General features: G+C 61.9%; 22 protein-coding genes. 11 read left to right on the top strand and 11 right to left on the bottom strand.

What is annotated here, in order from left to right; translation table 11 throughout:
• Nucleotides 1–38 precede the first annotated feature (38 nt).
• From P9292_RS06225 to P9292_RS06215, 3 genes are all read right to left on the bottom strand, one after another.
• Entirely contained in the window at nt 39–677 is a 639-nt protein-coding gene (locus P9292_RS06225; protein ID WP_244830040.1) for a DUF5074 domain-containing protein, read from the bottom strand.
• 393 nt (nt 678–1,070) lie between these two features.
• Complete coding sequence (locus P9292_RS06220) at nt 1,071–3,140, bottom strand: YadA-like family protein (protein ID WP_309958356.1); 2,070 nt, start codon at nt 3,138–3,140, stop codon at nt 1,071–1,073.
• Between the two features lie 972 nt (nt 3,141–4,112).
• Nucleotides 4,113–5,333, bottom strand: coding sequence for a helix-turn-helix domain-containing protein (locus P9292_RS06215; protein WP_309958355.1), 1,221 nt, complete (start codon nt 5,331–5,333; stop codon nt 4,113–4,115).
• A gap of 101 nt (nt 5,334–5,434) precedes the next feature.
• On the opposite strand from P9292_RS06215, the gene P9292_RS06210 reads away from it, so the two are divergent.
• From P9292_RS06210 to P9292_RS06195, 4 genes are all read left to right on the top strand, one after another.
• Nucleotides 5,435–6,196: a DUF899 domain-containing protein gene (locus tag P9292_RS06210; protein ID WP_250527960.1), complete on the top strand. Its 762-nt coding sequence runs from the start codon at nt 5,435–5,437 to the stop codon at nt 6,194–6,196.
• Between the two features lie 241 nt (nt 6,197–6,437).
• Nucleotides 6,438–7,412 (top strand): glycosyltransferase family 2 protein, encoded by a 975-nt coding sequence (locus P9292_RS06205; protein ID WP_309958354.1) that lies wholly within the window; start codon nt 6,438–6,440, stop codon nt 7,410–7,412.
• 190 nt (nt 7,413–7,602) lie between these two features.
• On the top strand, nt 7,603–9,159 hold the full coding sequence (locus P9292_RS06200) for a methyl-accepting chemotaxis protein (RefSeq protein ID WP_284503442.1): 1,557 nt from the start codon (nt 7,603–7,605) through the stop codon (nt 9,157–9,159).
• A 225-nt stretch (nt 9,160–9,384) separates the two neighbouring features.
• The gene (locus P9292_RS06195) at nt 9,385–10,701 is read left to right on the top strand and encodes an MFS transporter (RefSeq protein ID WP_309958353.1); all 1,317 of its coding nucleotides are present in this window, start codon (nt 9,385–9,387) and stop codon (nt 10,699–10,701) included.
• Between the two features lie 58 nt (nt 10,702–10,759).
• Here the strand turns inward: P9292_RS06195 and P9292_RS06190 are convergent, their stop codons facing one another.
• Entirely contained in the window at nt 10,760–11,683 is a 924-nt protein-coding gene (locus tag P9292_RS06190) for a LysR family transcriptional regulator (protein ID WP_309958352.1), read from the bottom strand.
• Nucleotides 11,684–11,852: 169 nt separating this feature from the next.
• Between P9292_RS06190 and P9292_RS06185 the strand changes: the two genes are divergently transcribed.
• The 5 genes from P9292_RS06185 to P9292_RS06165 are packed head-to-tail and all read left to right on the top strand — an operon-like array spanning nt 11,853 to nt 17,295.
• Entirely contained in the window at nt 11,853–13,028 is a 1,176-nt protein-coding gene (locus tag P9292_RS06185; RefSeq protein WP_244830028.1) for an L-rhamnonate dehydratase, read from the top strand.
• Between the two features lie 53 nt (nt 13,029–13,081).
• Entirely contained in the window at nt 13,082–14,368 is a 1,287-nt protein-coding gene (locus tag P9292_RS06180) for an MFS transporter (RefSeq protein ID WP_309958351.1), read from the top strand.
• A 22-nt stretch (nt 14,369–14,390) separates the two neighbouring features.
• Entirely contained in the window at nt 14,391–15,392 is a 1,002-nt protein-coding gene (locus tag P9292_RS06175) for a 4-hydroxythreonine-4-phosphate dehydrogenase PdxA (protein ID WP_244830026.1), read from the top strand.
• Between the two features lie 6 nt (nt 15,393–15,398).
• Nucleotides 15,399–16,355: an amidohydrolase gene (locus P9292_RS06170; protein WP_250527964.1), complete on the top strand. Its 957-nt coding sequence runs from the start codon at nt 15,399–15,401 to the stop codon at nt 16,353–16,355.
• Nucleotides 16,356–16,374: 19 nt separating this feature from the next.
• Complete coding sequence (locus P9292_RS06165; RefSeq protein ID WP_309958350.1) at nt 16,375–17,295, top strand: dihydrodipicolinate synthase family protein; 921 nt, start codon at nt 16,375–16,377, stop codon at nt 17,293–17,295.
• Nucleotides 17,296–17,323: 28 nt separating this feature from the next.
• Here the strand turns inward: P9292_RS06165 and P9292_RS06160 are convergent, their stop codons facing one another.
• The 7 genes from P9292_RS06160 to P9292_RS06130 form a co-directional block, all read right to left on the bottom strand.
• Complete coding sequence (locus P9292_RS06160) at nt 17,324–17,713, bottom strand: hypothetical protein (RefSeq protein ID WP_309958349.1); 390 nt, start codon at nt 17,711–17,713, stop codon at nt 17,324–17,326.
• A complete protein-coding gene (locus tag P9292_RS06155) occupies nt 17,710–18,402 on the bottom strand; it encodes a substrate-binding domain-containing protein (RefSeq protein WP_309848164.1) in 693 nt (230 codons plus the stop codon). Before P9292_RS06155 ends, P9292_RS06160 begins: the two co-directional genes overlap by 4 nt.
• 1 nt (nt 18,403) lies before the next feature.
• Complete coding sequence (gene ligK / locus P9292_RS06150) at nt 18,404–19,087, bottom strand: 4-carboxy-4-hydroxy-2-oxoadipate aldolase/oxaloacetate decarboxylase (RefSeq protein ID WP_250468575.1); 684 nt, start codon at nt 19,085–19,087, stop codon at nt 18,404–18,406.
• Between the two features lie 2 nt (nt 19,088–19,089).
• Nucleotides 19,090–20,115 (bottom strand): amidohydrolase family protein, encoded by a 1,026-nt coding sequence (locus tag P9292_RS06145; protein WP_244830019.1) that lies wholly within the window; start codon nt 20,113–20,115, stop codon nt 19,090–19,092.
• A 14-nt stretch (nt 20,116–20,129) separates the two neighbouring features.
• Nucleotides 20,130–21,482: an aromatic acid/H+ symport family MFS transporter gene (locus P9292_RS06140; RefSeq protein ID WP_309958348.1), complete on the bottom strand. Its 1,353-nt coding sequence runs from the start codon at nt 21,480–21,482 to the stop codon at nt 20,130–20,132.
• A gap of 30 nt (nt 21,483–21,512) precedes the next feature.
• Nucleotides 21,513–22,814 (bottom strand): gallate dioxygenase, encoded by a 1,302-nt coding sequence (locus P9292_RS06135; RefSeq protein WP_309958347.1) that lies wholly within the window; start codon nt 22,812–22,814, stop codon nt 21,513–21,515.
• Nucleotides 22,815–23,118: 304 nt separating this feature from the next.
• On the bottom strand, nt 23,119–24,324 hold the full coding sequence (locus P9292_RS06130) for an MFS transporter (protein WP_309958346.1): 1,206 nt from the start codon (nt 24,322–24,324) through the stop codon (nt 23,119–23,121).
• 108 nt (nt 24,325–24,432) lie between these two features.
• Between P9292_RS06130 and gcvA the strand changes: the two genes are divergently transcribed.
• Together gcvA and P9292_RS06120 are read left to right on the top strand one after the other, a co-directional pair.
• The gene (gene gcvA / locus P9292_RS06125; RefSeq protein ID WP_309958345.1) at nt 24,433–25,365 is read left to right on the top strand and encodes a transcriptional regulator GcvA; all 933 of its coding nucleotides are present in this window, start codon (nt 24,433–24,435) and stop codon (nt 25,363–25,365) included.
• 89 nt (nt 25,366–25,454) lie between these two features.
• On the top strand, nt 25,455–26,231 hold the full coding sequence (locus P9292_RS06120; protein ID WP_244830014.1) for an EAL domain-containing protein: 777 nt from the start codon (nt 25,455–25,457) through the stop codon (nt 26,229–26,231).
• Nucleotides 26,232–26,428 lie beyond the last annotated feature (197 nt).

Raw genomic sequence — 26,428 nt, 5'->3', positions numbered from 1 at the left:
GACTCGAGGCTTGGCGGTTTCGGCACAGCGCCGGTGCATCATTCTGGCTTCGGCTTTTTCACGGCTCTTATCTTGCCTGTGCGCCCGCCGCCGCAAAAAAAGCGCTCGCCGCCGTCCGATTCGAGTCCCGAGACGCCCACGCCTTCCGGCATGTCGAGCCGCTCGAAGACTTCGCCGGTGGCCGGGTCGATGCGTCGCAGTTCGCTCGCGTCGCTTTCCCACGTGGCGTGCCAGAGTTCGCCATCGACCCAGGTGACGCCCGTGACGAAGCGATCGGAATCGATGGTGCGTAGAATTTTGCCATCGCCCGGATCGACTTGATGAATCTTGCGCTCGCGATATTGTCCGACCCAGAGCGTGCCTTCCGCCCACGCGAGACCGGAATCCGCGCCACCGCCGGGAGCGGGAATGGTCGAGACGACCTCGCCGGTTTTTGGATCGACCTTTTGAATGCGGTCCTCGGCAATCTGATACAGATGCTCGCCATCGAAGGCAGTGCCCGCGTGCGCCGCGACCGCGAGCTTGCGTCGGGTCTTGCCGCTTTCGGGGTCGAGCGCGTTGAGGGCATCGCCCGAGGCGAACCAGACTTGCTGTCCGTCCCAGCTCACGCCGTGCACGCCTTCCACTTCGGGAAAAGGTCCGTATTCGCGGATGATCTCCGCCTTTGCGCGTTTCATGTCGCCTTCCTCTTTGCTCACTGGTTGATCGAGACTTCATGCTAGTCGTAGGCCAAACCAGCAGGGAGTAACAAGGCCGTCGTGAAACCGGGCAGGGGCGGGACGACGCCCCGCATTTCGTTATCTTCGCCGCGTACCTAGCTTCATCAGCCGAATCCTGACCATGCCTTAACGAACCGCGGGCTTTGCCATGCTCCGGAAAATCGCGAGGAGTGGGTAGAGCACGTGGCCATAATCTTCAACGATTCAGATGCGTTGGTACCCGCTCAGCGAATCCGCCATTCCAGAGCAAATGTAAAAGCGGCAAGGCGTGAACCGCGCCTTGCCGCTTTTCTGCCGAAGTGCCCACGAAGAGCATCGATCGAGCGCACGTCCGTCGCTCGATCGCCTGGATTACCAGCGGTAGCCGGCCTGAGCCTTAACTGCGGTCGAACCGCCGTTCGCCGACGAAACGCCGACTCCCAAGTTCAAGTTCATTGTGACCTGATAGGCCGCGGCAACGCCCACAGCGGTGGCGCTACCATAATTGCCAACAGCCACACCGGCCCACTTCTCGCCCTTGTTCAGCGCCGGAATGCTCGGGATGGCAAGCGTCGCTGCGGCGGCGCGATCCGAATAGCGCTCCATGTCATGCTTTGCACCAGCGATTGCCTGATCTGTGTAGGCAGTCATGCCTGCTACTGCTTGGTCGGTGTAGCCGTTCGCCTGGGAAACGGCGCTATTCAACTGGCCCACGTTGACAGCATCGGTGGCCTGCGTGCCGGCCGCAACATTCGTTATCTGACGCTCGCTGCCCGAGGCGCCCACCGACACGGTGTTCGCACGATCCGCTACCGAGTTTGCGCCGAGTGCAACCGAATCGTCGGCGCTGGCGTTGGCGTTAGCGCCCGAGGCCGTAGAGCGCTTGCCGCTTGCCGTAGCGGCTTCCGAAGCATCGCCATCCGCCGCAAACAACGGACTCGATGCGGCTGCGGGCGCGACCGGAGCGGCATTCACGTTGGACGCTGCGCTTACAGGCGATGCAGCGCCGGTGTTGGAAGTGTCGGCGACTGCGTTCAACCGGGTCGACTGCAACAGTGGGCTGTTGGCGCGGAGATTCAGGTTGTGCTGCAGATCGTTGATGTCTGCGGTGTTCTGGGCCACTTGAGCGGAAACGGTATTCAATTGCCCCTTGTTCACGGCATCATTGTTCGCGATCCCGTCAGCGACGTTCGTGATACGTCGCACGATCCCATCGCCGCCCACGCTGAAAACGTAGCTTTGGCCACCATCGCTACTGTTCTGGCCAATAGCGATTGAACTCGTACCTGATGCGTTCGCGGATGTGCCAATTGCATAGGAATAGTCTCCCTTTGCATAGGCGCCATTGCCAACGGCGATGCTCTCTGAACCCTCCGCCGTGGCGTTAACGCCGATACCAATACTCTTCCACCCCAAAGCCGTTGAGAAGTCGCCGAGCGCCACGGAGTCCCGGCCGGTCGCATGTGCGGCATTTCCCACCGCGGTGGCGCCGAAGGTTCCTGCGCTGGAGAAAGCACCGATCGTGGTCGTACCGTCCGCGCTTGCCACTGCGTTAGAACCAAGCAGCGTGACGTTACCGCCATTTGCCTGCGCGAATCGACCGATTGCAATGCTCAAATCTCCGTTTGCAAGCACATGATCGCCGATTGCTATGGTATTAAGCCCAGTGCTCTGTGAGCTGAGCCCCATTGCGATCACGCCATCTCCTGACGCGATGGCTTGTTGCCCGAGCGCCAGCGGCCCGAAGCCAGACGCATTCGCCTGATTACCGACAGCGACAGCTGATTGATTTGCGTACGCTCCGAGGCCGAAAGCGACACTGTTATGGAAGGCCACCGAGTCCGATCCGACTGCGACTCCATAGTCATACGCGTTTGCTCTCGCGCCAATCGCGACCCCGCCTTGCGCAGCGGCCTTGTAGCCCATCGCAGTGCCGTCGTTGCCGCTAGTAGCCATCGAGCCTATGGCGCTTCCGAAATCGCCTCCAACGGCATTGCGTCCGACCGAAACACCATTTGCGTATGCCTGTGCGCCTGACCCGATTGCAGTACCGTACACGTCGCCGTGAGCATTCCCGCCAATAACCACACCTTCCTGCTTTGCATGAGCATTGGAACCGATCGCAACGGCGGCCGCATTACTGGAATTTGCGTCGCCGCCCTCGAAATACGGCGAAGTCGTATCTGCCGTGACGCTGACTCCATTGCCCATCAAGACACTTTGGGCAATATTGTTGTATTGACTGTCGCCGAACATGGCGACGTTGGCGGTCGTCGTATTGTTATCGCCAAAGATGTTCGTCCCGTCGCGCGACACACTGGAAGGCACCGTGTCATTCCAGCCAGTTATCGTCCCTGCGACAGCATTGGCCGCTGCCAGAACCGTCATGCCAGTCAAAACCGCCGACGCGATAGGCTTGAATCGAAGCGTACGAACTTTCATATAATTTTCCTTTTTAACAATGACCTAAACTCACTACTGCTCTGCATTCGGCGTCCGGCCAAGACGCCCTCAATGCAACACTCCGCTTGCGCGGAATCTGTTATGTCGTATGTGCTGTTTCTTTGAAATTAGAATGCTAAGTAGCTCAGAAGTTAATCGAATCAATGAGCCCTGGAACGACTTAACAAGGTAAATCTATCCCATCAACAAGAACGCCTAATTTATTGAGACGACGAAACACACGCCTGCAGCTGTAGACATAAGAGGCTTAATCACTACGCTTAATTAGGACGGACAAAGAGCATCCGTCGAGCGGATAGCCATTTTTAGCTTTGTTTATCGAGTTCCAGATAAATCAAATGCGTCTACATCTCAAGGGTGCGCATTGGCATCGTTCCGAAATGAGAATATTACGGCTTATTTCATTTTTTTCATTATAAGGACGAGACAGCGTCTGAATTTCATTTTGATTAATTTTCAAAGAAACGCTGAATTTGTTTGCAGACTCTCAAATTAGACAAAAACCCTTTCAAAGTCAGTGGATGATTTGAGAGCCGTACCGCCTGAAATCACCGAAGGTGGCGTTGAATAAGGGATAACGACGACGTGACGTCAGGAATACAGCTAGAGGTCGAAGTGAACTCGAACACAAGCGCGAAATGTTGTCGCCGATCAAACACTACCGCGAGCCGTTGATCCACCTTTTGCATTTCAAGAAATCTTGCAGAGTGCATAGTCTTGCTTGACTTGGTTATTCGGACGCACACCGCTTTACAGCGAGTCGAACGACATATAAAAGACGTAACGCGGATAGACGATCATGTGGCACGACCGAAATTCCACACGCCAACCAATGCAAGCGCCTTCGGCTCGGCTGTGCCACGCGAGCTATTTAATCAGACGTTTACCACGCGACCGCTCCCCATTCTGCCGCTGTCCCAAGTGCCAACGACCGCACGAGCCTCCAAGCAATCAGTCGTAGGCCAAACCAGCAGGGAGTAACAAGGCCGTCGTGAAACCGGGCAGGGGTGCGGTCATCCAGCGGCGCGCGCGTCCTTGTCCGTATGCCTGAATCTTGCCCGCCGCCGCGAGCGTCGTAAGCGCGCGCTGTACCGTGCGCTGGCTCGATCCAAGCGCCAACGCAAGCGCCGAACTGGACCACGTTTGACCATCGGCGAGAACGGCTAGCAGCGTCGCGTAGGCGTCTTCCGTCGGCTGCGCCAGAACGACGACTTCATCTGCCCGACGCGGCGTCAGCGTGAAGCCGCGCGGCGTCGCGCTCACCGTTGCGAGCGATTGCAGCATCGTCCTCAAGCGCCCGATCTCGACCCGCAAGCGCGCCCGATGCGTGTCGTCCGCATGCTTCATGCGAAACGCCCGCACGATGAGCGTGTCGCGCGGCACATCGTCCGGCCATGCTTCAGCAAGCGCGCGCGCCAGCGTGAAAAGCACCGGACGCGTGGCGAGCGCAATGGTCACGCCGCCTTCGCGCACGACATTGCGACACGCATCCACGATGAACGCAGCCGATGCAAACAGCGCCTCCACTTCATCGAGCCGCAGGAGCCGCGCTTCGCCTTGTGCGATACGTCTGGCCGCTGGCGCATCGAGCACGCTCGACGCGCTTTCCGCTTCGGCTTCGAGCGCGGCGATACCCGACCGATGCGCCGCCTCTCGCGCGCGCGTCAACGCTTCGCGCGCAGGCTGCGTCTCCACACGCCGTATCGCGATTGCCGCCGCAATGAGTTCGCGCGCGGCCTCCGATGCCGGTGGAAGACTTACCGCGTCGAGCGATGCGAGCAAGAGCCGAGCATCGTCCAACCGGCCGAGCAACGCGAGCCTGCGCACCGCCAAAATGCGCGCATGGACCGCGTTGACGTGGTCGCCATGCGCTTCGAGCGTGACGCGCGCGGCATCGAGCGCTTTCTGCGGCCACGCAAGATCGCGCGATGCCAACGCGATCTCCGCTTCGGCGACCACGCATCGCGAACGCGCAACCGCTTCCTTCGCGCCGAATCGACGCGCCGCGCTGCGCAGCAAGGTCTTAGCGCGCGCGAACTCGCCGAGCTGCGCCATGGCGATGCCACGCAGTGCGAGCGCGGCGGCGTCGTCGCGCAATGCAACACGATTGAGCGCGCCAAGGGGGTCGCCGCCCGCGAGCGCGCGCGCCGCCGCGTTGATCAGTGAATCCATGTCGCCTCAAATTCCCGCCACAATTGTCACTCCCCTCAGCTGTGCGTCCGGTACTAATCTAACACCGTGCATTTCGAAACCTCACTCGGGAGACAAGCACGATGACGAGTCATACGACAGGAACGCGCGACGACTGGCTGGCCGCACGCTTGAGCCTTCTTTCGCGCGAAAAGGAACTCACGCGGCAAAGCGATGAACTCGCCGCGGCACGTCAGGCGTTGCCGTGGGTTCGCATCGACAAGACTTATCGCTTCGATACGGAAACAGGAAGCGCCACGCTGGCTGACCTATTCGGCGGCCGCTCGCAGTTGCTCGTTTATCACTTCATGTTCGGGCCGGACTGGAAGGCGGGCTGCCCGTCTTGCTCCGCGATCGCGGATGGCTTCGACGGTTTCGCCATTCATCTCGCGCATCACGATGTCGCGCTGTGGTGCGTGTCCCGCGCGCCCATCGAGAAGCTCGCGGCCTACAAGAAGCGCATGGGATGGCACTTCCCATGGGCCTCCGCGCACGATGGCGACTTCAACTTCGACTTCAACGTGTCGTTCACCGAAGAGCAGCAGCGCGACGGCAGCATCGAATATAACTATGCGAAAAATCGCCACGCGATGGATCAGAAAGACCCGCCCGAAACCGTCAAGCAAGGCGCCGCCGATGTCGGCACGACCGCGCCCGCGTATTCGCTCGACAGACCAGGCTTGAGCGTCTTCGCGATGCAGGACGGCGACGTCTATCACACGTACTCGGCCTACTCGCGAGGTCTCGACAGTCTCTGGGGCATGTATCAGTGGCTCGATCGAGCGCCGAAAGGCCGCAACGAAACCGGCAACTGGTGGAAGCGTCACGACGAATATCCGGACTGACTGCGCGGGCATCGCGCCGGTTAGGCAGAGCGATGCACGCATAAATCGCGCGAATCGCGTAAACCGGTATGGCGTACGAATCCCGCCGCAAACGCCGTATTAATTACCCATTTTTTTCGGATTATTTTTCTTCCTCTTTCTTCTACCTTGCTAACGACGCGAAAGATTTCGCATTGTGAAGCGGCCGCTGAAAATCGCCGACAAAATCGCCGATATAAACAAACGACGAAGCGAGAAGAAGATGAAAAACGCGCTGACGGTCTCCATTTGCCTGCCCACCTGCAACCGACCCGAACTGATCGTACAGTGCCTCGACTCCTGCCTCGCGCAGAAGTATCCGCACATCGAAATATTGATCGGGGACGACTCGCGTGACGATCTCACGCAGCAGCTCATCACCGCGTGCTACGCGCACGACGCGCGCGTGCGATATCTACGCAACGACGTGCCGCTCGGGCAAGCACGCAATGTGTCGAGCCTCTTCGAGCGTGCGACGGGCGCGCTCGTCATGCTGATCCACGACGACGACTATCTCGTGCACGACGCCGTCGCGCGGCTTGCGGCGCTTTGGGCGACGTATCCGCATCTGCAAGTCGCGTTCGGCGATCAATACGAGGTCGATCCCGAAGGTCGCATCGATGTCCACAAAAGCGCGGCGCTCAATGCGGCGTTCCATCGAAAACCGCGCTCGCAAGGCATGCAGCCGCTGCCAGGACGAACCGGTCTTGTGCAAATGTTCCCCAACAATGGCTGGATGGCGCTCGCGGCGCTCGTGCGGGCAGTGGGGTATCGCGAGGAAGTCGGCGCGTGCTGCGATTACGTGTTCGGTGCGCAGTTGTGTCTGGCGGCCAAGCATGTCTACTATCTGCACGAATACGTTTCGTACTATCGCAAGACGACGGCTTCCGTGTCGCGCAGCACGCGCCGTTCGGTCAGCGCGGCAGCGTTTAGCGCCTACCAGTTCGTTTCGGCGATTACGCTCGATCCATCGCTCGAAGCGGCGCGCGGCATCGCGTTGCGCCGGTTGGCGCCGATCGTCGTTTCGCTGCACGCGCGGCACGATGCGCCGCTCGCCGCGCTGCGCGTCGCCTTCGAACATCCCGATGCCTATACGTATGGCGCAAGTCTCAGGCTCTACTATCACCTCTTGCTGATCGTGCGCGCGCTCGTCGCCATGCGTAGCCGGCAGCGTTCAGGCACGCCGCGTTTTCCCTGATGCGCTGAATGTCCGAGGTTTTCGCACGGTCGATCTCAAAGCCGCGCAGTTATCGGTAACCGTTTCCCTAAAGGCCATCGCGTTGCGGTCGTTATACAGGCGGCCGGTGACATTTCACTGGCCGCGTGGCAGGCGAGAGCATCGTCGCGTGCCGGCGCGCGAACAAGATGCAGCCACCTTTGGGACGAATATGTTTTCCACAATCAAGGGCCGCCTCGCCCTCGCCATGACTCTGCTGAGCATGCTCCTCATCGGCATCGGGCTGGTCGGACTCGTCGGCATGAGCAAGTCCAACGAGACGACCCACGACCTCTTCACGAATGAAATGCCGAGCGCGGTGTCGGTCGGCAATGCGGAAATGTTCATGGCGCGCGAACGTCTGAGCTTCGATCGCGCGGCGCTGAACATCGGCACGAACGCGGCGGACGAGGCCATCGGCCGGGGCGCGCTGATGCGCAAGACTTCCGACGACGCATGGACGAAGTACGCCGCCCTGCCCCAGGCTCCCGGCGAAAAGCAGCTTGCGGACAAATTCAACGAGCAGCGTCTGCAAATGCAAAAGCTGCTCGACGAAGGCTATGCCGACGTGCGCGCGAAGGACCAGGCGAAAGTCACCGCCGACGCCGCCACGATGCAGGCCGCGTTCAACGACTTTGCGAAGACCGGCGTCGAGTTGCGCAAGCTGCAGTTCGACCAGGCGCAAAGCGACTACGACGCGAGCCAGGCGACCTTCGCCATGTTCCGCATGGTGTCGATCATCGCGATCGTGATCGGGCTCGCTGCATCGTCGTATTCGTGGTTCTCGCTGCGCCAGCGCATTGCGCGCCCGCTCGACGCCGCGCTCGAACAGTTCGGCGCCATTGCCGCAGGCGACCTGCGCCGCGATGTGCGCATCACCTCGAACGACGAAATGGGCCAGTTGCTGCGCGGGCTTTCGACCATGCAGGCGAGCCTCGTCGAAACCGTGCGTTCGGTGCGCTCGGGTAGCGAATCGATTGCATCCGCGACCAAGCAGATTGCGGCGGGCAACGTGGACTTGTCCTCGCGCACCGAGGAACAGGCGTCGGCATTGCAGGAAACCGCGTCGAGCATGGATGAGCTCACGGGCACGGTCAAACAGAACGCCGACAACGCGCGCCAAGCGAGCGTGCTGGCCGCCAATGCATCGGAGATCGCGGGCAAGGGCAGCCATGTGGTGTCGCAAGTGGTGACCACCATGGGCGAGATCAACCAGAGCTCGACGAAGATCGCGGACATCATCGCGATCATCGAAGGCATTGCGTTCCAGACCAACATTCTCGCGCTCAACGCAGCCGTGGAAGCGGCGCGTGCAGGCGAAGAAGGACGCGGCTTCGCGGTCGTGGCAGGCGAAGTGCGCTCGCTCGCGCAACGCTCGTCGGCGGCGGCGAAGGAGATCAAGGAACTGATCGATACCTCCGTCGAACGCGTGCAATCCGGCGCGGCGCTCGTCGATGAAGCCGGCCGCACGATGAACGACATCAGCAACGCCGTGCAACGCGTGACCGACATCATGGGCGAGATCGCGGCGGCATCGGAAGAACAATCGAGCGGTATCGAACAAGTGGCGCGCGCCGTGACGCAAATGGACGAAGTGACGCAGCAGAACGCGGCGCTCGTCGAGGAAGCGGCGGCAGCGGCGCAGTCGCTCGAAGATCAGGCGGGCGCGTTGCGTACCGCAGTCGAAATCTTCCGTCTTCATGACGAAGGCGCACGCATCGCCGCTTGATCGTCTACTGGTTCACCCTGACGGCCCGCGTCTTCTCAAGGAAGCGCGGGCCGCTGCATTTTTTCGAAGCCGCTTTCAAGGACATAACCTGTGGTAATCGCCTCATAAGGCAAATTCAATAGACGGCTATCGCTGTTTTCTCCAGACTTCGGACGTCGGATCGATACACGATTCGCCCTCGATAAGAGCGCGCATGAAGCGCACAAGCCTCAGAGGAGACACGCTATGTTCCATCGACCCAAGGTCACCCGGTCGGTCCTCGCGCTCATGTGCGCGATGTCTTTCATCATGTATCTCGATCGCGTCAACCTGTCCGCCGCGGCAGGCCTGATTCGCGATGATCTTCATCTCAGCAATACCGATATCGGCTTCGTGTTCGGCGCCTTCGCCTACACCTATGCGATCTGCCAGGTGATCGGCGGATGGGTAAGCGATCGCTTCGGCGCGAAGACCACGCTCGTGCTGTGCGCGTCGATCTGGATCGTCGCCACGGTCGCGACGGGCTTCGCGGGCGGCGTCGTATCGCTCTTCTGCGCGCGCATGCTGCTCGGTGTTGGCGAGGGCGCGGCGCTTCCGGCGCAGGCCCGCGCGCTAGTCAACTGGTATCCGGCGCAAAAGCGCGGCTTCGTGCAAGGGCTCACGCATTCGTTCTCGCGCCTGGGCAATGCGCTGACGCCGCCGCTGATCGCGATTCTCGTCGCCTTCGCGTCGTGGCGTGCATCGTTCATTCTGGTGGGCGCGCTGACCGCGGTCTGGGTGCTGGTCTACGCGTGGTACTTCGCCGATAACCCGCGCAAGCATCGACACATCACGGCCGAGGAAATCGCCGAGCTGCCGCCCGAAAATAAAGTGGCCGTGGAGAAGACCCGCGAGCCGACGCCGTGGGGACGTCTCATCAAGCGCATCGGGCCGACCATGATGGTCTACTTCTGCTACGGCTGGACAGGCTGGCTCTTCTTCACGTGGCTGCCGACGTTCTTCATGCACGGACGCGGCCTCGATCTCAAGAGCTCGGCGCTTTTTTCAGCGGGCGTGTTTCTCTCGGGCGTCGTGGGCAATACAGCGGGCGGCGTGATCTCCGACCGCATTCTCAAACGCACCGGCAACGTGGTCGCCGCGCGGCGCAACATGATCATCGTCGCATTTCTCGGCGCGTTGATCTTTCTCGCACCCGTCATGGTGGTGAAGTCCTTGCCGGTCATGGCAGGCTGCATGAGTCTGTCGTTCTTCTTCCTCGAAATGACCATCGGTCCCATCTGGGCCGTGCCGATGGACATCACGCCCAAGCACGTCGGGATTGCGAGCGGGCTCGTCAATGCGGGATCGGCCATTGCGGGCATCTTCTCGCCGATCGTGTTCGGCTTCATCGTGGACCGCACCGGAAGCTGGACCTTGCCGTTCGGCGGCTCGCTGGGACTGCTTGCGGTGGGTATCGTGATGACGTTCTTCATGCGACCCGATATCGAACTCGATCCGGCGAACGATGCCGATTCCTCGTTGCGCGATGCCGAACGGAAACTGGCATTCGCGGATCGCCGATGACGGACGGCGACGGCGTCTCGCGCTCGACACGCATGACGCGGCCGCGCCGTCGCCCTAACTAGGCTGCCCGAATCGCCTCGATGACCAGTTGCGTAGCCGGACTGATGCGCCGGTTACTGCGCAGGATCAACCCATAAGGCGCGAGCCGTCCACGCAACGGCGTGGCAATGGAAGCGATGGTGTCGAGCGAAGCGTAGTAATCGGCAACCGAACTCGGCAGCACCGCCAACATATCGGAATCGCGCAACAGCGAAAGCGTCGTGAGAATGGAAGACGTCTCGACGGTGCTCACCGGCGGTGCGACGCGTGACTCCCTGAAAGTCTGATCGATGATCTCGCGCATCGGACTCGGATGCGGCTGCACGATCCACGCATACCCCGCGAGCTCATCCAGTTTCGGGCGCCCGGCCGATTCGAACACCGGATGCCCGGGCCGCGCGACAATCGACAATGCCTCTTCGGCAAGCGTTTCGAAACTCAAGTCGTTGGCGGGAAACCCGTAGGGAATGCGCCCGACCACGATATCGAGTTGGTCCTGCTGCAAGGCTTGCACGAGCACATCGCTGGTATCGATCTGCACGGTGATATGCAGACGCGGATGCGCGTCCTTCAACTGTACGATCACTTTCGTCAACAGCTCGGGCGCGGGCGCCATGACCGCGCCAATCCGCACCTTGCCGATATCCCCCGCTTCGATGGCCGCGAGTTCTTCGCGCAACTCGTCGAGGTCTTCGAACACCACGCGCGCATAACGCATGACCGCTTCGCCATATACCGTGGCCTGCATGCCGCGCGCATGCCGCACGAACAGCGACGCGCCCATGGTGTCCTCCAGTTCCTTCAACGCCTTGGTCGCGGCGGGCTGCGTCATGGCGAGTTCGTCGGCGGCGCTGCGCAGAGACTCTGTTTCGGAGAGCGCCATCATCAGTTGAAGATGACGCAAGCGCAGGCGTTTGCGGATGGTATTGGCAGGCGCAATCATGTCGGCGATAACCCTGTGAGCGCTTTCCCGCGATAACCGCAGGAAATAACCCGATGCAAATTATTCAATAGTCAGTTATCGCGCAGTTTCGCACACTAGCGTCACCCGAAACAGCCGCGCAAACCCTTCCTCGCGCGGCCTTCCATCAAACAAGAAGGAGACATTCGCGATGAAGATCAAGCATATCCGTGCACGCGTATTCGAATGGAAAGGCAAGGTCGTGCCGCCGCAAGCGCACTTCTGCACGAATGCCGTGGACATTCTCTACGAACGCGGCGACGCCATGGGCTCGTTCCGCTTTCACCAATGGCTCGTGGTCGAAGTGGAGTGCGACGACGGCACCATCGGCATCGGCAATTGCGCGCTTGCGCCGCGCGTGGCCAAGCAGATCGTCGACGAATATCTCGCGCCTATCGCCATTGGCGAAGACCCGTTCGATCACGAATATATCTGGCAGAAGATGTATCGGCGCACGCTTGCCTGGGGGCGCAAGGGTATTGGCATGGCGGCGATCTCGGCTGTCGATATCGCCTTGTGGGACATCATGGGCAAGGCGGTGAAGAAGCCCGTCTTCAAACTGCTCGGCGGACGTACCAAGGAAAAGATCTGGTGCTATGCCTCGAAGCTCTACAACAACGACGACCGCGACGTGTTTCTCGCCGAAGCAAAGAGCTATCTCGACGACGGATTTACCGCGATGAAGATGCGCTTCGGCTACGGCCCGAAAGACGGCCCGAGCGGCATGGCGAAGAACGTCGAACAGTTGCGTCTCTTGCGTGAACTCGCGGGCGACGACATCGACATCATGGTCGAATGCTATATGGGCTGGACGCTCGAATACGCACGCAGAATGTTGCCGCGCCTGGCCGAATTCAATCCGCGCTGGCTGGAAGAACCGGTCATCGGCGACGATATCGAGGGCTATCAGGAACTGAAGAAGATGAACGTGATCCCGATTTCGGGTGGCGAACACGAGTTCACCATCTACGGCTTCAAGGACCTGCTCGAACGCCGCGCCGTGGACGTCATTCAGTACGACACGAATCGCGTGGGCGGCATCACGGCGGCGCGCAAGATCAACGCAATGGCCGAGGCGTGGTCCGTGCCGGTCATTCCGCATGCCGGACAGATGCACAACTATCACCTCACCATGTCGAGCGTGGCGAGCCCCATGTCCGAGTTCTTCCCGGTCTACGACGTGGAAGTGGGCAACGAGCTTTTCTACTACATCTTCGACGGTGAACCGCAACCGGAGAACGGCTATCTGCAACTCTCCGATGAAACGCCGGGCCTTGGCATCACGCTCTCGGACAAGTATCTGGATGACTTCAACATCATCGAATAACGCATGAACGATGGGCCAATGCAGCCCTCGACATAAAGAATTGGAGACACGCAATGGAAAGCAGAATAGAGGCGCCCGCGCTCGACGCGGTTACGTCGGAGCGCGCGACGAGCGTGCGCTGGCGCATCTTTGGCGTGGTGTTTCTCATCACGCTGATCAATCTCGTCGATCGCATCTCGCTTTCCATCGCGATGCCCACCATCGCCAAGGAATACGCGCTCTCGCCCGCCATGCAGGGGCTGATCCTGTCGAGCTTCTTCTGGTCGTATGCGCTGTTGCAGATACCGGGCGGATGGCTCATCGACCGCTACGGTCCGCGCAAGATCATCGCGGGCGCGACGGTGTTGTGGGGCATTTTCCAGACCTTGATGGGCGCTGCCGGCGGCGGTCTGTCGATGCTGTTCCTGCGTGTGGGTCTGGGCGGCGCCGAAGCACCGCTCTTTCCCGCCGGCAGCAAGCTCAATGCATTGTGGCTCTCGAAGAAAGAGCGCGGTCGCGGCGCCGTATTGATGGATGCGGGCTCGCCATTGGGCGCGGCCATCGGCGGGCTTGCAATCTCCAATCTCATCCTCGCGTTCGGCTCGTGGCGCATGGCGTTCGTCGTGGCGGGCATCGCGACCATTGCGGCGGGCTGGCTCGCATGGCGTTATCTGCGCGACGATCCCGCGAAGCATCCCTTCGTGAATGGCGCGGAACTCGCGCGAATTCGTGACGGCGCGGCCCCGGTCGCCGCGAACGTCATCGCCGAGGAACCCTTGCCGCTGCGCTCGACCATCGCCATGTGCGTAGGCCGCATGAGCTGGGCGATGATCTTCTTCGGGCTCATCACGTGGGGACCGAGCTATCTGACGCAAGCGCGCGGCTTGAGTCTTTCGCAGATCGGCGCGGCCACGTTCTTCATCTTCTTTTCCGGCGCTTTGGGCTCGCTGTCGGGCGGCTTTCTCTGCGATGCACTTTGCACGCACGGCTTCTCGCGCGGCAAGGTGGTCAAAAGCATGATCGCGCTATCGGGCATCACGACGCTTGCCGTATTCGCCGCGCTGCCGACCATTCAGTCGCCGGTGAGCGCGGTCGCGGTGCTGTGCGCGGCGTCGTTCTTGCTGATGTGGGGTAGTCTCTACTGGAGCCTGCCTTCGTTGCTCGCGACGCCGGGGCGCGTCGGTCTGCTCGGTGCATGCATGAACTGCGCGGGCAGCGTCGGCGGCATCTCGATTCCGCTCATCACCGGCTTCATCCTGCAGCGTACCGGTTCGTTCGATACCGTGCTGCATTTCTACAGCGCCTGCGCGCTGGTGTATATCTTCGGCTCGATCGCCATCGATCTGCGCCGTACCCGCTAAAAAACTCAAAGGTTGATCCGTCATGAAACCTCGCATTGCTGTCCTTCTCGGCGACCCCGCCGGCATCGGCCCCGAACTCATCGCGCGTCTCGTTGCACGGCCGGAAAATCGCAAGCGTGCCGATCTGCTCATCATCGGCGACCGGCGCGAACTCGATCGCGGCATGGAGATCGCGCGGCAACGTTTCGATTACACCGTGGTGAACGATGAAGCCGCCGCCGCGCGCGATACCGACGTGCCTTCGCTCATCGACTTCCGCCTGCCCGACGACGCGCCTTACGAGCCCGCCGTATCCACGGAACGCGGCGGACGCTACAGCCTCGAAGCGTTCAAACAAGCCCTGCAACTGACGCGCGCGAACCGCACCAACGCCATGTTGTTCGCGCCCGTCAACAAGACCTCGCTGCACATGGCGGGCATGGACACGAACGACGAGATGGAATGGTTCGCGCATCAGCTCGACTATGCCGGCGCGTTTTGCGAATTCAACGTGCTCGATGAACTGTGGACCTCGCGCGTCACGTCCCACATTGCATTGAAGGACGTGAGCGCGCGGCTTTCTGACGAACGCATAGTCGGCGCGGTGCAGTTGATTCACGACGGACTCAAACGCGCGGGCATCGCGGCGCCTCGCATCGCGGTCTGCGGCTTCAATCCGCACAACGGCGACAACGGCGCATTCGGCCGCGAAGAGATCGATGTCATCACGCCGGCCGTGGAGCATGCACGCGCGCTCGGTTACGATGCGCAAGGCCCCTTTCCCGCCGACACCATCTTCGTGCGTGCACGCGACCAAAAGGTCTTCGATGGCGTCGTCACCATGTATCACGACCAAGGCCAGATCGCGATGAAGCTCATGGGCTTCTGGCGCGGCGTCACGGTGCACGGCGGCTTGCCTGTGCCCATCGCGACGCCCGCGCACGGCACCGCGTTCGATATCCACGGCAAGGGTTCCGCCGATGTCGGCGCTACACAGAAGGCCTTCGATATTCTCGTGCGCATGGCACAAGACCGCGTGAGCTAAGAGCCCATGATGCACGCCCATATCGATGCCTTGCGCGAGCGCTTCCTGCAAAGCGGCGACGATGCCGACCTGCCTGTCGTCGATGCGCATCATCATTTCTGGGACCTCGCGAACAACTATCATCCGTGGCTGCGCGATCTGCCGCGCATTCCGTTCCGTTATGGCGATTACGCGGCCATCTGCCATGACTTCCTGCCCGACGATTACTTTGCGCAGGCGGCGAGTCATCGCGTGGTCAAGACGGTGATGATGGAAGGCGAATGGGACGCGCGCGATCCGCTCGGCGAAGCGCGCTGGGCGAGCGCGCTCAACGCGCGCACCGGCCTGCCCAATGCAATGGCCGGGCAAATCTGGCTGGATCGCGAAGACGTGCGCGCGGTGCTTGATGGATATCGTGGCTTGCCGCTCGTGCGCAGCGTGCGTCATAAGCCCAAGACCGTGCCGCGCGCGGAGCATCGCGCGGATTTCTCGGCAGCGGGTTCCATGCGCTGCGAGCGGTGGCGGCGTGGTTACGCGCTGCTCGCGGCATATGATCTGATGTTCGAACTGCAGGCTCCGTGGTGGCATTTCGCGGAAGCGGCCGAACTTGCGCGCGACTTTCCCGATGTGAAGATCATCGTGAATCACACGGGCTTACCGGCCGATCGCAGCGAGGAGGCGTTGCGCGCATGGCGCGCCGCGCTCGATACGCTCGCGCGCTGGCCCAACGTGTGGCTCAAGATATCCGGCATCGGCGAAGCGGGGATAAACTGGAGCGTGGAGCGCAACGGGCCGGTGGTCTGCGAGGCCATCGCGAGCTTCGGCGTCGAGCGCTGCATGTTCGCGAGTAATTTTCCGGTGGATAGCCTCGTCGTTTCGCTGGACAATCTTTTCGGCGGCTTCAAGGCGATGGTCGCGCACCGAACGCCCGCGGAAAGACTGGCCCTTTTCCACGACAATGCCAGCGCCCTCTATCGCATCTAAATCCAGGAGACAACAATCAATGGCAGCTCCCCTTTATCGCGGCGTGTTCCCCGTCGCGCCTACCATCTTCGACGACGCAGGCAAGCTCGATCTCGAAGGCCAGAAGCGCGCCATCGACTTCATGATCGATGCCGGTTCGAACGGCTTGTGCATTCTCGCGAACTTCTCGGAGCAGTTCGCGCTGACGGACGCAGAGCGCGATGCCGTGCAGCGCACCGTGCTGGAACATGTCGCGGGCCGCGTGCCGGTGATCGTCACGACGACGCATTTCAGCTCGCGCGTTTGCGCCGAACGCAGCCGCGCGGCGCAGGACGCGGGCGCGGCCATGGTCATGGTCATGCCGCCTTATCACGGCGCGACTATCCGCGTGAGCGAGCGCGGCATTCAGGATTTCTACGCGAAGGTGTCGGACGCCATCGACATTCCGATCATGATTCAGGATGCGCCCGTCGCGGGCACGCCGCTGTCCGCGCCCTTTCTCGCGAAGCTCGCGCGTGAAGTCGAAAACGTGTCGTACTTCAAGATCGAAACGGCGCAGGCTGCGTCGAAGCTGCGCGAGCTGATCGAACTCGGCGGCGATGCCATCGTCGGCCCGTGGGATGGCGAAGAAGCGATCACGCTGATCCCCGATTTCGATGCAGGCGCGACCGGCGCGATGACGGGCGGCGGCTACCCCGACGGCATCCGCAAGATCGTCGATGCCTACGCTGCCGGCAACACCGACGAAGCCGCCGAGTTGTATCAGCAATGGCTTCCGCTCATCAATTACGAGAACCGCCAGTGCGGGCTTGCCGCATGCAAGACGCTGATGAAGGAAGGCGGCGTGATCGGCTCGGACGCGGTGAGGCATCCGCTTGCGCCGATGCATCCTAAAGTGCGCGAAGGCTTGCTCAAGGTGGCGCGAAAGCTCGACCCGCTGGTGCTGCGCTGGGGGCACTGACGCCGCTTTAATGGCCTGAAGTCCGCCCCTACTTTGCGCGGTCAATGAGCTGCCGTGCGGTCTCCGTCGCGAGATCCGCATGCAGCTCGGCCCACTTCCCGAGCAAGGTGGCGTCGTCGGTAAAGAAGATCGGCCGCTCGATCCAAGCTTGCACCTTGCCGTCTTTCGACGATGCTTCGAACACGCGCAGATCGGGGTCGTCGCTGACGCCCGCGCGAAGCAGCTCGCGAAACGACAGCGATTCGCGTACGCGCACTTCATGCACCGGCACTTCGCGAAGAATGGAGACGGCCGCGCGCGCGATGCGCAAGGCGCTCTCTCGTCCATCGGCCATCAGAAACACGGTGACACCGCCTGGCGCGGACAACGCCAGGCGGAAGAGTGCAAGTCTGCATCGTTCGCTCAAGCGCGTGCTCATCGAACGGGTTCCATGCCATGACGTTGCATGACAGCGCCGGCTTCCGGAGAACTCAGGTAAGCAAGAAGGGAGCGCGCGAGCACGGGTTCGCGCGCGGCCGTGCACACGGCGCCCTGAAATACCGTGAGCGTCTGAATGTCCGCAGGCAACGGACCCACTACGTCGATGCCCGCGACGCCGATCAGCTCGCTCATCTGCTGAAAGCCCAGCTCCACTTCTCCTTGCGCGATAAGTCCGCCCACGGCCACGCCGGGCGGCGCCTGCACGATACGCGACGACACCTCCTGAAGCACGCCCCAGCGCTCGAACAGCCGCATGAGATACGCGCCGCTCGGCCCGGTCGAATAGCCGATACTGCGCGCGGCCAACACTGCGTGACGCACGGCGCTTTCGTCGTCGATGGAAGGATGCGGCGCGCCCGCCTTCACCGCGACGGCCACGCCCGAACGCGCGATATCCACGCGGCTCGCCGGATCGATACGTCCCGCTTCGGCAAGACGCTCGATGGCGTTCGCGGCCAGCACGACGATATCGAACGCCTCGCCTTCCTCGATACGCCGCAACGCCGCCACGCCGCCCGTCGATTCGATCGCGACCGGCTGCGCGAATGCGCTTGCATAAGCATGGGCGAGATCGGCGAGCAGATGCTTCGTCGCCATCGACGAGATGCCGGTAATCGTCGTTGCCATATCAGTCGATGTAGCGCAGGCCCGCGCGTTGCAGCGGCTCGCGCATGTTGTACATGTCGAGACCCAGCACGCCGCTCGCGAGCTTGTCGCGCTTCTCTTCTTCCAGCGCCTCGCGCGCGCTCGCCTTGTCGAGCACCTGTCTCGCCGATGCAGCCGGCACCACGACCACGCCATCGTCATCGGCGACGATCACATCGCCGGGAGTAACCCATGCGCCCGCGCAAACCACCGGAATGTTGACCGAGCCAAGCGTCGCCTTGACCGTTCCCTTCGACGAGATCGCGCGGCTCCACACGGGAAAGTTCATTGCGGTCAGCACACGCACGTCGCGCACGCCGCCGTCGATGACGAGCGCACGCGCACCGCGCGCCTTGAAACTCGTCGCGAGCAAGTCGCCGAAGAAGCCGTCGGTGTTGTCGGTGGTGCAGGCGGCCACAACGATATCGCCGGGCTGAATCTGTTCGGCGGCGACGTGCAGCATCCAATTGTCGCCGGGTTGCAGAAGGACCGTCACCGCCGTGCCGCTCACCTGAGCGCCCGCATAGATGGGCCGCATGTACGGCTTCAACAGACCGACGCGCCCCATGGCTTCATGCACGGTCGCCGAGCCGAGCGCGCCGAGTTTGGTCGCGGCCTCTGCGTCCGCGCGATCGATGTTGCGATAAACCACTCCGAGTTCGACCATGTTCAACGTCCCTTTGACTTGAGCGCCGTATCGAGGCGCGGATACACACGGCGCGCGTTGCCTTCGTAGATCTTGTAGCGCGCTTCGGGTTCGATCTGCGCGGCTTCGACATAGCGCTTCGTATCGTCGAAATACTGTCCCGTTTGCGGGTCGATGCCGCGCACCGCGCCTATCATCTCGCTCGCGAAAAGGATGTTGTCGACGGGAATCACGCGCGTCAGCAGGTCGATGCCCGGCTGGTGATACACGCAGGTATCGAAAAAAATGTTCTTCAGCAAATGGTCTTCGAGCAGCGGCTTTTTCAGTTCCTGCGCCAGCCCGCGAAAACGTCCCCAGTGATAAGGCACCGCGCCGCCGCCGTGCGGAATCACGAAACGCAGACTCGGAAAGTCGCGGAACAGGTCCGAGGTCAGGCACTGCATGAAGGCGGTCGTGTCCGCGTTCAGATAATGCGCGCCGGTCGTGTGAAAGCACGCGTTGCAACTCGTGCTCACGTGGACCATCGCGGGAATATCGTACTCGACCATCTTTTCGTAGATGGGATACCAATAACGGTGGGACAGCGGCGGGCTCGTCCAGTGACCGCCGGACGGGTCCGGGTTCAGATTGATGGCGACATTGCCGTATTGCTCGACGCACTTCACGAGTTCGGGAATGCACGTCGCCACATCGACGCCTGGGCTTTGCGGCAGCATCGCGGCGGGGACGAAGTGATCGGGGAACAACTCGCTCACGCGAAAGCACAGCTCGTTGCAGATCGCGGCCCATGTGCTCGACACGTCGAAGTCGCCGATATGATGCGCCATGAAACTCGCACGCGGACTGAATATGGTGAGGTCGAGCCCGCGTTCGCGCATCAGGCGAAGCTGATTGCTCTCGATCGACTCGCGCAATTCGTCGTCGCTGATACGCAGTTCGGAAACCGCCGGCCTCTCCGAAGGATTGTTGATGCCGGCAATCTGCCGGTTGCGCCACGCTTCCAGCGCCTTGGGCGCGGTGGTGTAGTGGCCGTGAATGTCGATGATCATCCTTGCTCCAGAAACTAGTGTGCAGCGGCGTTCGTTTGCGGCGCGGATTCGCCGGCGCGCGTTTTCTGCGCGACGAGAATGGCGACGGCGGCAAGCGTGGCGGGCACGGCGAGCATCGCGAGGATCGCGCCGAATTGCCAGCCCAGACCGAGCAGCGCGCCGCCGATGGCCGAACCGAAGATGCTGCCGAAGCGTCCCATGCCGAGCATCCAGCTCACGCCGGTGGCGCGCGCCACGGTCGGATAGCGTCCCGGCGCGAAGGCGTTGAGGCCGGTCTGCGCGCCGCTCATGCAAAAACCCGCGGCGAACACGAGCACGGCGAGCGACGACGACAACGCGCCGACCCACGCAAGCCCCAGCACGCACACCGCGCCGCCGAGATACGCCGCGCTGATGACAGGCGCGGGCCGCGTCTTGTCCATGATGAAGCCGACGATGATCGCGCCGATGGTGCCGCCGATCTGGAACATCGCCGTGATGTTGGCGGCGGCGGAAACCGTGAGACCCGCATCCTTCATCAAGGTGGGCAGCCAGCCGGTCAGCAGATAGATCACGAGCAGGCCCATGAAGTACGTGACCCACAACGCGGCGGTCATGAAACCATAGCCTTGCGAGAACAGCACGCCGATAGGCTTCTTGGTCGGCAGCGGCGGTTCCGTCGATACGAAGACTTCATCGCCCTTGAAGCGCTCGCCGCAGACACGTCCGAGCACCGCGCCGATCCGTTGCGAGGTCGCGCCGCGCACCGACATGAGACGCGCCGATTCGGGCAGCAGCCAGATTTGCAGCGGAATCAACACGAGCGGCAACGCGCCGCCGAAGATCAGCACCGAGCGCCAGCCGTGCTCGGGAATCAGCCAGCCGGCGACGAAGCCGATCAGCGCGGAGCCGAGGTTGAAGCCCGTGAACATGATGGTGATGAGCAGCGAGCGCTTGCGCTGCGGCGCGTATTCGGAGAGCAGCGTCGTGGTGTTGGGCATGGCCGCGCCAAGACCGATGCCGGTCAGCAAGCGCAGGAGCGCCATCGACGAGGGCGAATTGGTGAACGCCGTCGCGATGGTAAAGACGCCGAACAGGAACACCGAGGTGATCAGCACCCACTTGCGGCCGATGCGGTCCGAAGCCGGTCCCGCCGTCAACGCGCCGATCACGAGTCCGATGGGCGCGGCGCTCATCACGAGTCCGAACGCGGGCCGCGAGATGTGCCAGTCGCCGATGATCGAGGGCGCCACGAAACCCATGATGGCGACGTCCATGCCGTCGGCCGCGACGACGAGAAAGCACAGCGCGACCAGCAACCACTGGTACGCCGAGATGGGCCGCGCGTCGATGAAGCCCTTGATGTCGATGGTTTTACCGCTGTTCATGTTCGTCTCCGTGTTGCATCGTTTTGGCCGTCAAGCCTTGTTCTTCTCTTCTTTGTCCCAGGCGAGACTGCCCGCGCCCTTGCCCGCCACTGAATAAAGCGCGCCGGGCGCATTGCGCGTCTTCTGGAATTCCTCGAGCGTTTCGCCGCGCATCGCCGCATAGATATGCAGGTTCGAGATGCCCGTCACCGCGCCCAGCTTTTCGAGCATGAAAAAGATCACGCCATAGTGAAGGAGACCGCGCCAGTCGCGGCGGCGCAGAAGATCGCGCTCCTGTTCGCTCAGACCCGCTGCTTCGTAGCTCGCCTCCTCGTCGGCCTTGAACGCCTCGCGATGCGCGGGCTCGACCATGCGATGCAGATAGTCGTTGATGCGATAAGCCCGCACCGCCGTTTCGATGCTGAACGGATACGTGCCTTGCAGCTTCTCGACATCGGTGAGTTGCACGGCCATCTTCTGGCGATGACGTTCGAGTATCGCGGGCTTCGTCTCGCTGTCCTCGCCTTCGTAGATGGCGGTCGCGATACCGGCCATCGACGGAAGGTAGTAGCTGCGGTGCTTGCACACGACGTTGTTCGACAGCGCGCCGCGCATGGTCAGCCACATGATCACTTCAGCGCCTTCGAAGCCGCCGAGTTCCGCGTATTCGGCCAGCGTCATGTCGGCGAGTTGCTCGGGGTCGCGCTCGAAGAGATCGAGGAAGCGGTGATCCCATTCCGTGTTGTTGAAGCCCGCGCGTTCGCCGTGAACCTGATGCGACAGGCCGCCCGTCGCGATGATCGCGACCTTGAGGTCTTCCGGATAACTTTCGATGGCGCGGCGCAGCGCCTGACCGAGCTTGTAGAAACGCCGCGCGCTCGGCACGGGCAGTTGCAGCACGCCCATTTGCAGCGGAATCAGTTGCATCGGCCAGTCGGGCTTGTGCGGGGTAAGCATCGAGAGCGGCGAGAAACAGCCGTGATCGAGCGGCTTGTTCTGGAAGAACGACATATCGAACTCGTCGGTCATGAGCGAGTTGCCGATGTGCGCCGCGAGCGCGGGATGCCCCTTGATCGGCGGCAGATCGCGCGCGCCGCCGCCTTCGTCCGCGACGCGCCATTCCGGACCGACGCCGAGCGCGAAGGCCGAGTAGTGATCGAAAAAGAACGACGTGATGTGGTCGTTGTAGATCGTCACGACCACATCGGGGCGCTTCTCTTCGAGCCATGTGGCGAGCGGCGCGAAGTTTTCGAAGATGGGAGCCCATACCGGGTCGTCGCGCTTGTTCTTGTCGAACGCGAAACCGATGGTCGGGGTATGCGAGGCAGCAATGCCGCCGATGATGCGAGCCATTGTGATGCTCCTTCGGGTGCCGGGCGACGCGTTACGCGTCCATCGGCAGCGGTGTCTGGTGCGGAAAACTGAATGGAAGATAGCGGCTGGCGGCAGCGCGGGAAACTACGCGTAAACCATGAAGATGGGCGCGATTCGATACGTCCGACGACGTTCGATGCCTTTGCTTGCTGGGGTTGGGCGAGCGATCGGCCGGCTGCTTGATGCGGCGTCCGATAAATAAAACTGATGCGCGAAGAAGGAAGACGCAAGGTCGCCCGACCGCCCGCATGTTCGCGGACGGATTGGCACGAACATGCGCGATCTAGGCCTCGTGCGCGAGGCGCGAGCGCAGTGCGATAGCCAGCGGGAAATTGGCGATGGCCGTGAGAGCCGTGGCAAGCGTGGCGCCGTGCACCCCGATCCGGTCGCCGAGGAAACCGTAGATGACCGGCGAGATCGCGCCCGACGCAATGGTGCCGGTATAGAAGAGCGCAAAGGCCCGCTCGGCTCCGTCGAGTGGCGCCAGTTCCGGCACGGTGCCGTAGAGCACGGACGAGGTGCCATTGAGCATCACGCCGAGGAGCGGCAGCAAGACCATCGCGACACTCAACGGGCAGAGCATCACCGCGACGATGCAGGCCGCCGTGCCGCCCTCGGTTGCGAGCACGGTGCCGATCACGCCCAGCCGCGCGCCGAGCCATCCGCAGGCGAACTTGCCGGCCGCGCCGCCGATGAAAACCAGCGCGAGCGCCGTGCCCAGCATCGGTTGAGAGATGCCCTTCTCTTTCAGCAAGAACGGCAGGAACGTCAGCAGGCCCATGCGGACGCTGGTGTCGAGCACGCCTATCGAGAGCAGCATCGAAAATCCTCGTCCTGAGCCGCCGCGGTTGCCGATTGATTGCGCATCGGCGGCCGGCGTGCTTCTCGGTACGACAGGGAAGAAAAGTGCAATGGATACAGCGACGACGCAACCCAGGACCGACATGATCCAGAGCGCGTGACGCCAGGGCATCAGCGTAACGAGAAGAGAGATTGCGGCCGGCAATGCCGATTTGCCGAGATCGCCGGAGAAGTTGTAGACGCTCAAGGGGCCGCGCGCGCGGCGGCCGTAGACGCGCGACACCGCGCCCGATGCAATGGGATGCTGCGTGCTCGACCCGCTTCCCGATACCGCCAACGCCACGCACAAACCGAGCAGGCTTCCCGACATACCCGCGAGCGCGTAGCCACCGGCTGCGAGCAACGTGCCGAGCGCAAGCGTCGCCCGGCTGCCAAGCCTTTGCGCCAGACGCCCGGCCGGTATCTGGAGACTCGCCATGGTTCCGGCATAGACGCCGCGCAGCATGGCGAGCGCGCCATACCCCAGACCGAAGTCCGCCTGCCACACCGGCAGCAACGCGTAGATCATGTCCGTGTAACCGTCGTGCAGCGCGTGTGCGACGCAGGACAGCCAAAGCACGCGCGAAGGTAGAAGCGCGGTCCGGTCGGTTTTAAGCAGAGACGGCAAGGAAAACGGAATAAAGCGCATGAGTGTCCCGGACGACGGCGTGACGAGGCCTAAAAGACAATTTTATGACTCGAGGAAGGCGCCTTCAATTGACGTAAGATCGCGTCAATGGAGAGATAAAGTCACGCCATGGACGAACCACCAAATCTGGCGCAGGACCGGGACAGGCTGCCGCCGCTCAATGCGTTGCGCAATTTCGAGGCGGTCGCCCGGCATGGAAGCTTCGCCGCGGCGGCGGCCGACCTGCATGTCACTCATTGGGCGGTCGGCAAGCAAATACGGCTGCTCGAAGACTGGTTCGGCGTGCCGTTGTTCGAGCGGCGCGCGCGCGGCGTTCAACTTACCGATGAAGGCGCGGCACTCCTCAACGACGTGAGCAGCGCGTTCGAACGTCTCACACGCGGGGCAGCGCGCCTCAGGCACGACGAATTCACGCGCCGCGTGTCCGGCGTCGTGCGCGTGAACGCGCTGGCGAGCTTCGCGTTGTGCTGGCTGCTGCCGCGTCTCGCCGATTTTCAGGCGCGCTTTCCCGATATCGACGTCAGGTTGTCGACCACGTCGCGCAAGTTGCGGTATATCGGCGATGCCTTCGATATCGGCATACGCTCGGGTCACGAACAAGGCGCGGGCGTCGTATCGCGCTCGTTGATGGCCGATGTGCGCCTGCCGGTGTGCAGCCCCGCGCTGCTGCGTCAGCGTCCCATAGCAAGCGTCGCGGATCTCCGTCATCACGCGCTGCTGCATTCCGCCAGCACGCGCACGAGTTGGTCGTCGTGGCTCAAGCAGGCGGGCGCGGCGGACTTGCGCGCGGCCCGGCATGTCGAGTTCGAGCACACATATCTGCAACTCGCTGCTGCAGCGGAGGGGCTCGGCGTGGCGCTCGCGTCGTTGCCGCTGATCGGACGCGATATCGCCGAAGGCCGACTCGTATGCCCGATCGCGGCGCCGGCGTGGCGCGCGCCCGATTACACACTGGTGATCAACGCAGACCGCGTCGGGGATGACGCCGTGGCTTCCTTCGAGAAGTGGATCATGGCGAGCGCGGGAGGTGCCGGAAGTTAAAGAAGCGCGTCCCATCGTCCGATATATTGAAGGCCGGCGCGCGATGGCAAGCGGTCGCTTCAAAGACCAACTTTTCAGACGAACGAAACATGATCAAAATTCACGAGGCGGGACAGCCGGCGAACGGCCCCGTTCGCTGCGGTGGCTGCAATAGCCCCGAAGTGGCGCAGATCGAAATGGCCTTTGCGTTTCAGCCTATCGTCGACGTGCGGTCGGGTAGTCCCTATGCCTACGAGGCGCTCGTACGCGGGCCGAATGGCGAATCGGCGGGTTCGGTGTTGTCGCAGGTCGACGACTCGAACCGTTATAACTTCGATCAGCGTTGCCGCACGACTGCAATCGAGCAGGCGGCAAGCATGGGCATGGACAGCTTTCTGTCGATCAACTTCATGCCGAACGCGGTTTATCAGCCTGCGGCATGCATTCGCAGTACCTTCGAGGCCGCCGAGAAACACGGCTTCCCGGCGAATAAGATCATCTTTGAAACCATCGAAGGTGAAAACATCATTAGCCGCTCGCATCTGGTGCAGATTTTCCGCGCGTATAAATCGTTCGGCTTTCAGACTGCGATCGACGATTTCGGCGCGGGTTATTCAGGGCTCACACTGCTCGCCGACTTTCAGCCGGACTTGATCAAGCTCGACATGGCATTGGTGCGCGATATCGACACCGACACCGTGCGTCAGCGGATCGTTGCCGGGGTCTTGAAGATTTGCAGTGATTTGGGAATTCGCGTGATCGCGGAAGGCATCGAGACGCAAGGCGAGCGAGATTTTCTGGAAGCAGCCGGCGTGAGCCTGATGCAAGGCTATTTGTTCGCCAAGCCCTCGTTCAAAGAGATGCCTGCGATTGCCAATGTGCGTTAATGCCGGGTGCCAAAGTGTTGAAGGCCGCGCTTGGGACGTTGCTAATCGTTTTGGTGGGATGCGCGGTGCCTGGTGCGCCGGCATCGCCGGAGAATAGCGTTGGAGCCGAAGGGTCGGCCACCCAAGCTCCGGCATCGACTGATCATTCACATTCAGAGCGTGTCGAGGCGCCGCACAGATATCCGAAGATGTATGGG

Origin of the sequence: Caballeronia sp. LZ001 (assembly GCF_031450875.1) — a bacterium.
Classification (GTDB): Bacteria; Pseudomonadota; Gammaproteobacteria; order Burkholderiales; family Burkholderiaceae; genus Caballeronia.
The sequence above is the reverse complement of the archived record's forward strand: the minus strand, read 5'-3'. Positions and strand labels throughout refer to the sequence as shown.

Excerpts from the sequence above, each read along its gene's own strand:
- P9292_RS06225 (WP_244830040.1), bottom strand. The coding sequence starts at position 677 with ATGAAACGCGCAAAGGCGGAGATCATCCGCGAATACGGACCTTTTCCC.
- P9292_RS06220 (WP_309958356.1), bottom strand. The coding sequence starts at position 3,140 with ATGAAAGTTCGTACGCTTCGATTCAAGCCTATCGCGTCGGCGGTTTTG.
- P9292_RS06215 (WP_309958355.1), bottom strand. The coding sequence starts at position 5,333 with ATGGATTCACTGATCAACGCGGCGGCGCGCGCGCTCGCGGGCGGCGAC.
- P9292_RS06210 (WP_250527960.1), top strand. The coding sequence starts at position 5,435 with ATGACGAGTCATACGACAGGAACGCGCGACGACTGGCTGGCCGCACGC.
- P9292_RS06205 (WP_309958354.1), top strand. The coding sequence starts at position 6,438 with ATGAAAAACGCGCTGACGGTCTCCATTTGCCTGCCCACCTGCAACCGA.
- P9292_RS06200 (WP_284503442.1), top strand. The coding sequence starts at position 7,603 with ATGTTTTCCACAATCAAGGGCCGCCTCGCCCTCGCCATGACTCTGCTG.
- P9292_RS06195 (WP_309958353.1), top strand. The coding sequence starts at position 9,385 with ATGTTCCATCGACCCAAGGTCACCCGGTCGGTCCTCGCGCTCATGTGC.
- P9292_RS06190 (WP_309958352.1), bottom strand. The coding sequence starts at position 11,683 with ATGATTGCGCCTGCCAATACCATCCGCAAACGCCTGCGCTTGCGTCAT.
- P9292_RS06185 (WP_244830028.1), top strand. The coding sequence starts at position 11,853 with ATGAAGATCAAGCATATCCGTGCACGCGTATTCGAATGGAAAGGCAAG.
- P9292_RS06180 (WP_309958351.1), top strand. The coding sequence starts at position 13,082 with ATGGAAAGCAGAATAGAGGCGCCCGCGCTCGACGCGGTTACGTCGGAG.
- P9292_RS06175 (WP_244830026.1), top strand. The coding sequence starts at position 14,391 with ATGAAACCTCGCATTGCTGTCCTTCTCGGCGACCCCGCCGGCATCGGC.
- P9292_RS06170 (WP_250527964.1), top strand. The coding sequence starts at position 15,399 with ATGATGCACGCCCATATCGATGCCTTGCGCGAGCGCTTCCTGCAAAGC.
- P9292_RS06165 (WP_309958350.1), top strand. The coding sequence starts at position 16,375 with ATGGCAGCTCCCCTTTATCGCGGCGTGTTCCCCGTCGCGCCTACCATC.
- P9292_RS06160 (WP_309958349.1), bottom strand. The coding sequence starts at position 17,713 with ATGAGCACGCGCTTGAGCGAACGATGCAGACTTGCACTCTTCCGCCTG.
- P9292_RS06155 (WP_309848164.1), bottom strand. The coding sequence starts at position 18,402 with ATGGCAACGACGATTACCGGCATCTCGTCGATGGCGACGAAGCATCTG.
- ligK (WP_250468575.1), bottom strand. The coding sequence starts at position 19,087 with ATGGTCGAACTCGGAGTGGTTTATCGCAACATCGATCGCGCGGACGCA.
- P9292_RS06145 (WP_244830019.1), bottom strand. The coding sequence starts at position 20,115 with ATGATCATCGACATTCACGGCCACTACACCACCGCGCCCAAGGCGCTG.
- P9292_RS06140 (WP_309958348.1), bottom strand. The coding sequence starts at position 21,482 with ATGAACAGCGGTAAAACCATCGACATCAAGGGCTTCATCGACGCGCGG.
- P9292_RS06135 (WP_309958347.1), bottom strand. The coding sequence starts at position 22,814 with ATGGCTCGCATCATCGGCGGCATTGCTGCCTCGCATACCCCGACCATC.
- P9292_RS06130 (WP_309958346.1), bottom strand. The coding sequence starts at position 24,324 with ATGCGCTTTATTCCGTTTTCCTTGCCGTCTCTGCTTAAAACCGACCGG.
- gcvA (WP_309958345.1), top strand. The coding sequence starts at position 24,433 with ATGGACGAACCACCAAATCTGGCGCAGGACCGGGACAGGCTGCCGCCG.
- P9292_RS06120 (WP_244830014.1), top strand. The coding sequence starts at position 25,455 with ATGATCAAAATTCACGAGGCGGGACAGCCGGCGAACGGCCCCGTTCGC.